General features: G+C 48.8%; 9 protein-coding genes. All 9 read right to left on the bottom strand.

Going from position 1 to position 13,524, the window contains the following annotated elements:
• Nucleotides 1-127: 127 nt before the first annotated feature.
• Nucleotides 128-2,968: an MASE3 domain-containing protein gene (locus tag B147_RS30775; protein WP_020590088.1), complete on the bottom strand. Its 2,841-nt coding sequence runs from the start codon at nucleotides 2,966-2,968 to the stop codon at nucleotides 128-130.
• A gap of 192 nt (nucleotides 2,969-3,160) precedes the next feature.
• Nucleotides 3,161-3,961, bottom strand: a complete 801-nt coding sequence (locus tag B147_RS0125785; RefSeq protein WP_020590086.1) for an ATP-binding protein — start codon at nucleotides 3,959-3,961, stop codon at nucleotides 3,161-3,163.
• Nucleotides 3,962-4,164: 203 nt separating this feature from the next.
• Nucleotides 4,165-4,815 (bottom strand): response regulator, encoded by a 651-nt coding sequence (locus B147_RS0125775; protein WP_020590084.1) that lies wholly within the window; start codon nucleotides 4,813-4,815, stop codon nucleotides 4,165-4,167.
• 271 nt (nucleotides 4,816-5,086) lie between these two features.
• Complete coding sequence (locus B147_RS0125770) at nucleotides 5,087-5,626, bottom strand: ferritin-like domain-containing protein (RefSeq protein WP_020590083.1); 540 nt, start codon at nucleotides 5,624-5,626, stop codon at nucleotides 5,087-5,089.
• Between the two features lie 22 nt (nucleotides 5,627-5,648).
• The gene (locus tag B147_RS0125765) at nucleotides 5,649-6,503 is read right to left on the bottom strand and encodes a 2-oxoacid:ferredoxin oxidoreductase subunit beta (RefSeq protein ID WP_020590082.1); all 855 of its coding nucleotides are present in this window, start codon (nucleotides 6,501-6,503) and stop codon (nucleotides 5,649-5,651) included.
• A 1-nt stretch (nucleotide 6,504) separates the two neighbouring features.
• Entirely contained in the window at nucleotides 6,505-8,205 is a 1,701-nt protein-coding gene (locus B147_RS0125760) for a 2-oxoacid:acceptor oxidoreductase subunit alpha (protein WP_020590081.1), read from the bottom strand.
• A gap of 16 nt (nucleotides 8,206-8,221) precedes the next feature.
• Nucleotides 8,222-10,939 carry an aconitate hydratase AcnA gene (gene acnA, locus B147_RS0125755; RefSeq protein ID WP_020590080.1) on the bottom strand — a complete coding sequence of 906 codons (2,718 nt, stop codon included), beginning with the start codon at nucleotides 10,937-10,939 and terminating at the stop codon, nucleotides 8,222-8,224.
• 94 nt (nucleotides 10,940-11,033) lie between these two features.
• On the bottom strand, nucleotides 11,034-11,405 hold the full coding sequence (locus B147_RS29545) for a response regulator (RefSeq protein WP_020590079.1): 372 nt from the start codon (nucleotides 11,403-11,405) through the stop codon (nucleotides 11,034-11,036).
• A 334-nt stretch (nucleotides 11,406-11,739) separates the two neighbouring features.
• The gene (locus B147_RS33055) at nucleotides 11,740-13,434 is read right to left on the bottom strand and encodes a methyl-accepting chemotaxis protein (RefSeq protein ID WP_281167916.1); all 1,695 of its coding nucleotides are present in this window, start codon (nucleotides 13,432-13,434) and stop codon (nucleotides 11,740-11,742) included.
• Nucleotides 13,435-13,524: the final 90 nt, after the last annotated feature.

Here is a 13,524-nt window from a genome sequence, read left to right as displayed (position 1 = left end):
TTACAGGTAATCGGCGTTTATCTTTAAACGACAGGGGATACTGTTCAAAGCCTGTAATTACAGACAACCCGTATGGATGAACCAAGTGTCGGCCATAACAGAATCGGCAAAAAAGAAAAGGAATATGTTAAATAACGGCTACGGCGTTCTGAATAGCTGCCACCATTTCAGAGGCTTTAGCTCCTTTACTGATGAAATCTATGGCACCTGCAGAAACGATCTCCCGGGCGTAGTCTTTTTTTTCATACATGGACAAGGCTAGGATTTTTATTTCAGGATGCGCCTTATAAATACGGCGGGTGGCCTCAATGCCGTTCATGCCCGGCATGTTGATATCCATCAGAATGACATCGGGTTTTAATGTTCCGGCCAGCTCCACAATCTCCATGCCATCATGAGCCTGGCCGACGACCTGGATACCGGCAGTTTCCTTAAGCGCTTGAAATACGCCTTTACGAAAGATCGCATGATCGTCTGCCAGCAACACCCGGATATCTTTTTTTGATTTTTTTTTCTTGCCGGCATCACCATCAGAGGAGACGGTAGATTCACTGGTGGGGGCATCGTTTGCTGAAATGGGCGTTGTTATCTCCTGTTCGTACGGCAACACAATATCAAACCGGCTGCCGCTGCCTGGGCTGCTTGTGATATTAAAGGTTCCTCCGATTAATTCAATCCGTTCCTGAATGCTGAACAGGCCAAGTCCCTGCCTCATATTATCGGAAACCATGATGTTGGATGGATCAAATCCCTTGCCCTCGTCCCTGACACTGAGGCAAAGACGATCTTTTCCCTTAACTTTCAGGGTTACTTTGGCTTTTGACGTTCCGGCATACTTGACCGCATTGAACAGCAGCTCACGTACTGACTCGAACACCAGCAGCACGATGTCTTCGGAAAGCGACACATCGGATATTTGTGATGCAAAATCCATGTGAAATTGATGACGTTCCTGCATTCGTCCGGCAAGCCATCTTAAACCGGAGACCAGTCCGCCCCTGTAAAGTGCTGGCGGACTTAAGTCCGCGCTTAATGACCGGGCCATTTGGATGCAGGTACCGATGGTTTCTTCAATTTTTCTAACCGATTTATTCAACTGTGGATCCTGGATCTGCCGTTCCAGGCCACTTAGATGCAGCTTGGCTGCTGCCATATACTGCTGGATACCGTCATGCAGCACCTTTGCCACCCGCCTGCGTTCTGCCTGCTCCGCCATGGTGAGCTTCCCGGCCAGCGCCCTGAGTTGGTCCGCCCGGGCCAGAACCTCTTGATGGGCATTGTGGTAGCGGGTTTCAGCCGCCACCCGCAGTGCAATCTCTTTTTCAAGGCGTTTAATGGTCTGGTTCAGGGACCGGGTCCGCTGCCCAATTTTTTCTTCGAGAAGCTCATTGGCATCTTCAAGTTCGTCCTGGTATTCTTGCTGGGCGCTGATGTCACGAAATATGAGTACAAACCCGGTCATCTCTTTGTTTTCATTTTCAAGTCGGCTGACGGTCTCCTCAACCGGAATTCGGGTATCGTCCCGGCGCACCAGCATTCCTTTGCAGGCAAGGGGAATCGGCAAGTTTTCGGGAACATAGGATTCCTGTATCTGCCTGCAGGAACAATCCCGGGGTTCCAGGTCTATGGAAAATATTTCTTCAATTGGTTTACCCAATGCATCCGCCCCCGGCCAGCCGGTCAGTCTTTCTGCGGCCGGGTTAATAAATGAAACCCGCCTGTTTTCATCGGCTGAAATGACACCGTCTCCGATACTGTTTAATGTGGTTTTAAGCCACTCACTTTGAACAAAGAGGGCATCACTCGCCTGTTTTTTTTCGGTGATATCTTCGAAAATGGTGACAAGCTCGCCGTGCCTGACACAATAGGCATTAACGGAAAACCATTTTTTAAGCCGGCCGGAGTGTCCCTCAATACGAACAGGATCTCCTTGTATGACCGCCTTACCAAGACAGGCAATCCAGTCGACCGAGTCCTTTTGTATGTCTGGCATCAACTGTGTGATCCTTTTGCCGATCACATCTTTGAAACCCGTCAGTTTTTCAAACGCGGGATTGATTTCCAGAAATTCATAATCCACGGGTGTCCCTTTTTCATCCCAAATCACCCGGTATCTGGCAAACCCGTCGATCATATTTGAAAATAGGGCCTGATAACTTTCCCTGCTGTCGGTAAGATTTTTAAACAATGTACTGTAAGGCCTTGAAAGGCCGGTTTCAATCAGCGCCTTGTAAAGGCAGTAATAGGAAATGATTTTGAAAAAGTGTCCAAGCATATTGGCCGGACCATACACCCCGATATAGGTTGTAAACAGCAATTCAGAGATAATGGTAAGGATGATGGATGCCTGCAGCCAGTTGAAAAGCGTCCCGTCGAAGCGGTTTCGGCTGTGATGAAGGGCTGATAGCGCCAGGCACAGAATCAGGCAAATAATGTATTCGCTGTTTCTCTTGAACGCGGTCAAACCACCGGCATGTTCAAGATAGCAGTCGGGAAATATCTGCCAGACGAAAATAGAGAGCAAAATCAACACCGTGACCGCTGAAAAACCAAGAAGATAAATTGATGCCCTGATCCGGCTTTTAAATAGAAAAAATGCCCCTAACAATGAAAAGCTTTCAATGTAGCGGGCTGATATCCATAATTGGGTCGTCACGTTGGATCCAAGACCCGGCATGATATTGACCCCTTTATAAGTCATGGTATGTATCAGATCCAGTATCCCAACAAAAAGATAAGAGATTCCCACAAAAGTGAAAAACGACTTCTCTTTGAAAAATCGCCGGGCATTCCAGGTCACCATGAAAATACTGCAGGCGGTCACCACTGCAAACATCTCGGCAAGGGTATGAAAGAGCAGAAAATTGTAAAATGTGCTGATGTAAAAGGCCATCAGCATTACGATAAGGGCAGCGGCCTGAACGGCAATTGGTTTTCTCTTGTTCTCGGTGACGTCGGTTATTGCCATTTTTTCCCTTTTAGCATGGGGGGTGAAAAATTAAGATTATCGGTTTGGGTGGCATCTACCATTATTTTCGGGAAACTTCTAATAATTTTTTTAAAATTATTCATTGCCATGGGTTTCTCCCGGCAGATGATGCAACCATTTTTCAGCACGTTTTCAATTTTACCGTTCATCATACACCCTATTCGGTTTTTCTCAGGGTTGAAAAGATGACGATGTACCTAACGCATGTGTGCCGTTCTTTTCCTCAGCCCGATGTTCCAGAGGCAGAAAGATTGAGAAAGCCGAACCGCGCCCGGCAGTGCTCCAGATATCTATTACCCCGCCGTGGTGTTTTACAATATTCCGGGCTAATGTTAACCCTAGGCCGTTTCTTGCTGAATGGCGTTGATTTCCAGATGAATAGAACGCCTTAAAAACATGGGGCAACACATCTTTTTCTATCCCCACACCGTTATCTGTTATCGTTAGGCGTGCATATTTCCCACTGGGAAGACCATAGAGGTCGCAGGATCCGTTCATCATCTTTACAATATTGGTCGCGACAATGATTGTGCCTTTTCCTCTAGGCAGCGCCTGATAGGCATTATCCATAAGCGCCGTCACTGCCCGGTTGATTTTTTCCTTATCCACCGCCACCGGAATCGGACAGTCAAACAGATTGACGTCCAGAACGACATCGTTCATTTGGTTGACGGCATGTTCAATTACGGTTTTTACTATGCCGTTGAGGTCCACAAGCTGTTTACGGCACTGCCTGGTCTGTGTAAACTGTGTCAGATAATCAACTATGCTGGAACTTTGATCTACAAATTCAACAAGTTGTGTCATATGGGCCTGGGTCGCATCCGGTGATTCGGCCTGACACAGGGCCATGATTGCTTTGCCGCGGATTGCCTCCAGTAGATTTTGAACGTTATTGGCCACACAACCCGCCACCATTTGGACCGCACCTTCAGCGATACGGTCTTGTTGTTTATCCACGTATTTTTGCATCTGCCCTCCTTTCTATTAGTGGTTTAGGAAATCTATCGGTTTACTTTAGTATAAAGAACCTTGATTTCACATGAGGGAATTTACCCATTTTCACCCTGCAGAACCGGTATCCGCACCGGGTAAACAGGTATAAAAAGGCGGCAAAACAGAATTTTCAACAGCTGCAGGACGCAGCCGGCAGGATAACATAAAATAGGGAAGGCTTATACGACCAGCCCCTTTTCAATGGCAAACGCAGTTAATTCAGAGACATTGTGCAGATCCAGTTTGTTCATAATGTTGGAGCGATGACGCTCCACGGTTTTGGGGCTGATACATAAGAATCCGGCCACCTCTTTGCTGGTATAACCTTCAGCCACAAGCTTAAGAACTTCCCGCTCCCGCTGGGTGAGGCTGTCCCAGGCGGTTGTTTTTTTCAGTTTTCGGCGGCCGTCTAAAAATCCTTCCATGACGGTGCCGGTAATCCCAGGACTGATATAGGTCTTTCCGGAGATGACCACATGGATTGCTTTCAACAACTCGTCCTGGGACGAGTCCTTCAAACAATATCCTGATGCGCCGGCATCAAAGCACTCCAGGATAAATTCATCCGAATCGTGAATGGTCAACGCCATAATTTTGGAATCCGGCCTTTGACGCTTGATTTCCTTGATGGCAGAGACCCCGTCCATCTTGGGCATGGACAGATCCATCATAATCAGGTCCGGCGGTTCTTTAAGCGAAAGGGTGGTTTCAATGGCAGAAAATCCGTCGGCAGCCTGGGCAACTACTTCAAGATTCTTATCTGAATTAATCATCAAGCACAACCCTTCACGCAGCAGGGTATTATCTTCAGCAACTACAATTCTTTTCATTTTCGGATTCCTGAAAGGTCCTGAATTTTATATATATTAGTGTAATGTTAGGAATTAGTACCCATCAGTTACTGATATACCATGCCCCTTTGAATATACCAAATGAAATGTGATTTTATATGCTATCCGCGAACCGGCCAGACAAAAAAACCGGCATCCGCTTTATCTTTCCAATTGTTAAGAAGAAAGTCTCCGGCAAGTAACCGGATTCTTTCTATCTTTGTTGTGGGCCGAAGCCTGGGTGTTGATAGGCCAGGTCGGCCCGTGGCCGTTATTCCTGTTCTCCGGAGACGGCAAACCCGCTGGTGCCAAGTCCTGTGGCCGATGGCGTGCCGGCAATCCTGGCCAGGTAAGCGTCCCCCAGATTTTTAATATGGCCGCCGATATTGTCAAAATAGTTCAGGTGAATCTGCTCTTCATCAATAATGGTTTCAAAAATCTTCATGGTAATGCTGTCACCGTTTTGCCGGCAGACTTCCAGAAACCCGTTGTATGCGTCAATGGTGTCATCCTCCAGGTTTGAATCAAAAGGGAAAATGAGGTCTACTTTCTGGCCTTTGCTGACTTTGTCGGCCAGTTCGGACGTCGGCTCTCCGCCAAGCTCTTTGATCCGTTCGGCAAACATCTCTGCATGCCGCATTTCATCAATGGCGATCAGCTTGACCTTTCCTGCCAGTTCTCCGAAATCCATGTCGTCAAGATTGTAATGCTGGTTCATGTACTGGCTGATGGCGTGCAGTTCCATGGCTCTTGCCTGGTTTAATGCGCTGATCACATTGTTTCTTCGCTCTTCTTTGCTTAATTTTGCCACTGTACTTTCCTTTCTCGGTTTTCTAAATATATTCCTGAATCACTTTTTCCAGCCTGTCCGGATCATAATGCCTGTCAATGAGCGGGCCTTTTTCCAGCCCCTTAATCTGGGAGATAAACTCTCTTTGCTCCTTGGCATACAAAATTCCCACAGGTATCCGGTCCCCAGTTTCACGGGCCAGCTCCATGGCCGTGCCAAAATCATCCCGGCCCTTTGTATCATCCAGCTCATAGATCCGGTCTTTGTACCATTGGGCGGTGTTGACCCGGTTAAAGGTGACACAGGGTTGAAGAATGTCGATTACGCTGAATCCTTTATATTGCACTGCTGCTTGAATAAGGCCGCTTAAATGGTCTATGTTTCCTGAAAATCCCCGGGCCACAAACCCGGCACCCATGGTCAGAGCCAATGCCGGACCGTTTAGGGCTTTTGAAATCACGCCGGAGGGCTGCATGGATGTGGTCATGCCCCATGCGGATGTCGGGGAGGCCTGCCCCTTGGTCAGTCCGTAAATCTGATTGTTATGCACCAGAAGCGTCATATCCGTGTTCCGGCGCGCTGCATGGATAAAATGGTTGCCCCCTTCACCATAACAGTCCCCGTCTCCGGAATTGACTATAATGTTTAAATCATGGTTGGCTATTTTGGCCCCCAGGGCAATGGAGAGCGCCCGGCCGTGGATGCCGTGCAGAAAATTGCATTTCAAGAAATGAGGTGTTTTGGCGGCTTGGCCAATACCGGAAACAATCAACAGTTTTTCCGGCAGAATATTGAGTTGCGCCAAGGCATCCTTCATTGCGCCAAGGATGCCGAAATTGCCGCATCCCGGACACCACTGGCTTTTGTAGGCAGATTCATAAAGGTCTTTATCGAACATATCAGGCAAGCTCCTTTTCTTTGAGTGCATCCACGATAAATTGGGCTGTAAACGGTCTGCCGTCGTATTTGAGTACATAGCCGGAGAAATCGATATCAGTATTTTCTTTTAATATTCCGGCAAACTGGGCCCCGGCATTCATCTCGACCGCGATAAATTTTGTGTCGGCGTTCTTTTTCAACACCTTTTCGGCAACGGCCGTCGGAAACGGCCATATCTGTGAAAAAAGCAGACAACCGACATCCGCGCCCTGATCCCGCAGAAGGCCTGTGGCCTCTTTGATGGCTCCGGCGGTGGAGCCCCATCCAATCAAAAGGGTGTGGGCATCCGGATGAACGGCTTCAGGGCCGTCCAGCTCTTCGATCATGGCCGGCAATTTGGCATGGCGTTTTTTCATCATGGTGTTGCGTATGCCCATATCTTCGGTGATATGTCCATCCGGCCTGTGTTCATCGCTGGATACCTTGACCAGCGCCTTTCCCTTGCATGGCAGTGCCCGGGGCGATACACCGGAATCGGTTACAGCAAACCGCTCATAACTGCCCGGATCGGGCATGTCATCATCGGTTATGATAAAACGTTCCACATGCTTATTAATGAAAAACGGTTTTTCCAGTAAAAACAGAGAATCCATCAGATATTGATCCGCCAGGATAATGGCAGGCACCTGGTATTTTTCAGACAGATGAAACGCCTTGCGGGTCTGTTCAAACGCCTGGGCCGGTGCGCCCGGGGCAAATATAAACCTTGGAAAATCGTCGTGGGATGCATGGACGGTAAACCGAAGATCTCCTTGGGCGGTTCGTGTGGGAAGGCCGGTGGATGGTCCGGGGCGCATGGCATTAACGATCACCATGGGGGTTTCGGTCATGCCGGCAAGCCCCAATGCCTCGGTCATCAGGCAGAACCCACCCCCGGAAGTGGCCGTCATGGCACGGGCACCGGCAAAAGATGCGCCGATCACCATGTTGGCGGCGGCAATCTCATCCTCAGCCTGTTCCACCACGATGTCCAGGCGTTCACTCAAATCGGTCAGGTGTTGCATAATGCTTGTGGCAGGACTCATGGGGTAAAACGCCCCCACCCGGCAGTCGGCTGCAGCCGCCCCCAGCGCAATGGCTTTGCCGCCGGAGATAAGATTGCCCTTGGGCGTGGATGGATTTGCCAGGGGCTGTTCTTCAAACGAGACATCCGTAACTGCATCAAACCCCTTTTGGGCGGCATCCAAATTTTTTTCCAGCAGGTCCTTTTCAAGGCCGCTGAAATGGTCTTTGATTGTGGACTGGATCGTTTCCGGACCGGCGCCCAGCACCCGGAGCCCTGCGGCGGCGGCTATGGTGTTGATAAACAGCTTTGAGCCGGTCTCTTTGGCGATTTGTTCAAAGGCCACCGGTACGACCCTGCCCGAAGTTGAAAAGTCCTCATCTGCCAGCACAACACTATTATCTTTAAGCGATGGACTGTGGATTTCCCAGGTGTTTTTGTCCAGGGCAATCAGCAGGTCCACGGTTTTTTGTGGGGCGTGGACCGGGACGTTGCTGATTCGGATCTGGAAAAAACTGTGCCCGCCGCGAACCCGGGATTCAAAATCATTGACGGCCATGGCAAAATAACCGGCCTTGCGACAGGCGCCAGACAACAGGGCGCCGATGGTCTGGATGCCCTGTCCGGCTGCGCCACCGATCACTATGGTAATGTCCATTTGCAATTTCTCCTTGTTATGCGTCTTTGATTAATTTTCTAAGCACATATGGCAGAATGCCGCCATGTATCATGTATTCGACGTCGATATCCGTATCCAGGCGGGCAATGGCCTGGAAGGTCACATGGCTGCCGTCTGATTTTTGGGCAGAAACCTGCAGTTGTTTGTGCGTCGTCAAGTCGGACATCCCTTTGACGGAAAACAGTTCGGATCCGTCCAGCCCCAGTTCCTGCCATCCCTCGCCGGATTGAAATTGAAGCGGCAGAACCCCCATGCCCACAAGGTTGCTGCGGTGGATGCGTTCATAAGACCGTGCAATGACCGCCCGGACGCCCAGCAGAGCGGAGCCTTTGGCGGCCCAGTCCCGTGAAGAACCGGTGCCGTATTCTTTACCGGCCAGGACAATCAACGGTACCTCCTCTTGCTGATAGGCGGTGGCTGCATCAAAAACAAACCGGGTGTCCCCTTCGGGAAATTTTTGGGTCAGGCTGCCCTCTTTGGGACTGACCAGTTGATTCTTGATACGGATATTTCCAAAGGTCCCGCGCATCATCACTTCATGGTTTCCCCGTCTGGCACCGTAGGAGTTAAAGGCATCCACGCCGATTCCTTTTTCCTTTAGGTAAATACCGGCAGGATACGCTTCGGGAATGGCCCCGGCCGGTGAGATGTGATCGGTGGTCACTGAATCGCCCAGGGTCAAAAGTGCCCGGGCATTTTCAAATCCCTTGGGTGTTTGGTGGGTCAGTGAAAAATCCTTGAAATATGGGGGATTGCGGATATAGGTGGATTCCGGATCCCAGTCAAAGGTGACCGATTGAGTAATGTCCAGATTTTTCCAGGAGCTGTCCCCTTGAAAAATACGATCGTATTGTTTTTTAAAGTCCTCTTTTTTGACATACCGGCCGACCAGATCATCAATCTCTTGATCCTGGGGCCAGATATCTTTCAGATATACCGGCTCTCCATTGGGGTCTAAGGCCAAAGGCTCCTGGTCAAGATTCACATCCACCCGCCCGCAGATGGCAAAGGCTACCACCAGCATGGGCGATGCCAGAAAATTGGCCTTGACGGACTGGTGAATCCTGGCTTCAAAGTTGCGGTTCCCGGACAGCACTGCGGCCACGGCAAGATCCTGTTTTTTTATTTGCTTCTCAATTTCCGGATGCAAGGGGCCGCTGTTGCCGATGCAGGTGGTGCATCCAAACCCTGCCACATGAAACCCCAACGCTTCCAGATAGGGCATCAGGCCGGCATCGGACAGATAGTCCACCACCACTTTGGAGCCTGGTGCAAAAGAGGTTTTAACATGGGGTTTAGGGAATATGCCTTTTTTCACCGCGTTCATGGCAAGCAGGCCGGCACCAATCAACACGTAGGGATTGGATGTATTGGTACATGATGTGATGGCCGCAATCACCACGCTGCCGTTCCCTATTTCAGCCGGGATATCGTTGAGCCGGATATCGGTTTGTTTTTTGTCAATGGGTTTAGCGCCGGCATCCCCAGGGGAGATTTCATCCAGAAATTGGGAAAAACAAATGTCAAGTTCGTTGAGCCGGACCAGGTCCTGGGGCCTGGCAGGACCGGCAAGGCTGGGAACGACATCCGCCAGGTCAATTTTTAGGGTGTCGCTGAATTCGGGTACGTTGCCATCGGTTCTGAACAGGCCGCAGGCTTTGGCCCAGGCTTCAACCACCTGGCCTTGGGCGGCCCGGTTGGTCATCTGAAAATAATCAATGGTCTGTTCGTCTATGGGAAAAAATCCTATGGTGGCGCCGTATTCCGGAGACATATTCGAAATGGTGGCCCGGTCCGGGACTTTAAGGTGTCTCAGGCCGGGGCCGTAAAATTCCACAAATTTTTCCACCACATTCATTTGCCGCAGGCGATTGGTAACAGTCAGCACCAGGTCTGTTGCGGTAACACCGGGGTTGAGCTTTCCAATCAGCTCCACGCCAATTACTTCGGGAAGCGGCATGAAATAGGGCTGGCCCAGCATAACGGCTTCGGCTTCAATCCCGCCGACACCCCACCCCAGCACACCGATGCTGTTGATCATGGGGGTGTGGGAGTCGGTCCCTACCAGGGTGTCGGCAAACAGAAGATCATCTCCCTGGGTTTCAGACCGTATGGCGCCCCTGCCCAGGTATTCAAGGTTAACCTGATGGCAGATCCCGGAGTTGGGCGGAACCACCCGGAAGTTATCAAAACTCTCCTGTGCCCATTTTAAAAGGCGGTAGCGCTCCGCATTGCGCTCATACTCCTTTACCACATTTTTTTGCCGGCAATTATTCGTACCATGGTAATCCACCTGAACAGAGTGATCTACAATCAGTTCCACCGTGATCGACGGATTGACCAGGGACGGGTCTTTGCCGGCCGCAGCAATGGCATCCCGCATGGCAGCCAGATCCACCACCGCAGGTACGCCTGTAAGATCCTGCATCAGCACCCGTGCCGGATAATAGGGGATTTCAGGTGCAGCGTCATACGTTGTCTGCCATTGGGCGGCGGCCAGGACATCTGCAGCTTTAGCTTCCCCGCCGTGACATTTTCTTAACAGATTTTCCACCAGAACCCGGATTGAAAACGGCAGCCGGGCAATTGAAATCCCGGCTTTTGAGTCCAGGAGATGAAGGTTGTAAAATGAACAAGTCTGACCGTCGACCCTGATCTTATCCATGAAATCAGCTGCGTTAAAGTTGGGGGCGCCCCCTTCATTGTTTTCCACTGTTTTTTCTCCTTACCAGGTAGTGTTTTTAGTTTTTGGTTCCTTGTTTTTCAGACGACCAGTCAGCATGCAGATGTCCACGTCCCACCGTTTTTTAACATCCCCGTATGGCCGAAATCAGCTGATCTGGCGCGTCGCTTTTGGTTAGATACGCCGTTGCTCCGGCCTTGTGCATGGCCTCGGCAAGATCGGGGTCCACGTGCATGGAAAAACCGATTACACAAATATCCGGCTGACGGGCCAGAATCAGTTCCGTCGCCTGGGTGCCATGCATATCGCCTAAATCCATATCCATGATGATGACATCCGGGACAAGGGCTTGTGCCAGTTTTATGGCCTGTTTTCCATCCTCGGCTTCACCTATGATCGAAAAATCAGGTTCCAGCTGCAAAATAACCTTGAGCCCCTCCCGTAGGGCCTGGTGGTCATCAGCAATTAAAATTTTGATATCTTTTTTTTTTGTCACGGACGCCTCTTCTTTCGCTGTGGAATATACGGCTTGAACCTCATGGGTGCAGGCTTAAAGTTTTGGTTCCCGTCAATAGAAAATGACTTGTGTGCAACATTTTTTGCTCTTTTGGCGTTTCCCATTGCCTTCATAGCGCACGTGAAATTTAACACTGGAACGTGTTATCTAACAATGAGGGGAACCCCGCATTTCGGCAGGCGAATGTATGCAGTTTTTAAAAAATTGAGAGATTTTGGAATTTGATTTGTCAGGTGCCTGCTTTAATTAAATTTTTTCTATGTTTGTTGTGGGCCGAAGCCTGGGAGATGTACCCAAGGACGGCCCGTGGCCGTTATATCTTAAATTCTCCAACCATTTTGTTTAGCTGTTCAGCTAATTTCGATAGTTCCACAGCGCTGGTTTCTACCTGATGGCTTCCGGCATTCATTTCGTTGACTGCCTGACTTACCTCGATGATATCTTTTGTTACTTCTCCTGCTATAGTAGACGTTTGGCTTACATTTTCGCTTACTTCCTGTATCCCTTGAGCAGCTTGGGTTACATTATTTGCTATCTCTTGGGTTGTTGCAGATTGTTCTTCAATCGCGGTGGCAACAGTTATTACAATTTTATTGATTTCATTGATGATATTTACAATGGAATTAATTGCAGTAACAGATTCGGTTGTTGTTGTTTGAACAGCGGTTATCTTGTTGCCTATTTCATTTGTCGCGTCTGCTGTCTGCTGTGCAAGTGCTTTAATTTCTCCTGCAACAACGGCAAATCCCTTGCCTGCGTCACCTGCTCTTGCAGCTTCAATTGTAGCATTCAGGGCAAGGAGATTTGTCTGCTCTGAAATATCTGAAATGGTTTCCGTTACCTTGCTGATTTCAGATGCGCTTTTCCCAAGCTCACCCACCTTTTGGGAAACCTCTTTTGCAGCTTTAACGGCTGCGTTTGTCGTTTCACTGCCTTTGGCTGTGTTATTTGCAATTTCGTTTATCTTTTCTATCATATTATTGGTGGCATCAAATTCACGAACCGGCAATCCTGCTACAATAATCCAGTCCCAAGGTTTAAAATACATAAGCCTTATTACTTTTTCCACCTCGCCTTTACCGTCTTTGGCATCCCACCTGTATCTCATTACGCCGACACCGTTTTCAGGCAGGGTGTGTGCCGTTTTGATAATATTTTTTATCGGGAAGGACCCGTCCTCGGATTGGTAGGTAAGTATATTTTCCCCATCCCTTCGGCCTTGATGTGAAATGACATAGTTCCCTTGGGAATCAAGAACATAAACATATCCGGTTTTACCGACTTTTGTGTCTATGACCGCTTTTCTCAGGCCGCTAAAGCTTTCCTGGGGAATCCCCACATAAAGAACGCCTACAACGTTATTGTTGTCATCATATATTGGCTCGTAAGCCGTGATGTACCATCTGTCAACGACAAAAGCCCGGCCCCTGAATGTTTTTCCACCAAGCACTTCTTTGATGACCGGATTTGGTTTACCGTCAGGATTGATTGCGGGGATATAGGTTCCTATCGCTCTTTTCCCATCTTTTTTTACGACGTTTGTAGCAATCCGCAACATGCTGCCCGATGCGTTCAGACGTTGAAATATCGTACATGTCCCCCCGACCAAGGATTGAACTTTATCAACAATTGACGACTTTTCCGACATATCGTCTGTTTTTCCAATCCATTTCCCACCTACAATAACCCTGGGAAGAGAAATTGTTTGTTTGTCTTTCGTATATTGATTCACAGCCAGCCATTCAATGGTCTCATTGGACAATTTTATAGAGCCCTGTTGCTTCATGATATTCCGGGCAACGTTTAGAGAGTTGTTGACTGCTTCTTGAACCTGTTCCTGGCTTGCTTCGCAGATTGAATAGACTCCTTTAATCAGATGCTCGAAGTTTTCAATAGCCAAATCTGAAGTTTCGCGCCTCACAATCTTTGCCGTTTGGGCATCCTGGAAAAAAGAAATCAGAGAAATTAAAATAAGAGGAATAACGCTAAACAAAATGCCATAAACCATCAATTTCGTTTTTAGTTTCATTGAGCTGAACATCATTGTAGACTTTTCTCCCTTTTAGGTCTGCTTTGTTGATAATATTCAATGATCCAG

It is taken from the genome of Desulfobacter curvatus DSM 3379 (assembly GCF_000373985.1).
Lineage (GTDB): Bacteria > Desulfobacterota > Desulfobacteria > Desulfobacterales > Desulfobacteraceae > Desulfobacter > Desulfobacter curvatus.
The sequence above is the reverse complement of the archived record's forward strand: the minus strand, read 5'-3'. Positions and strand labels throughout refer to the sequence as shown.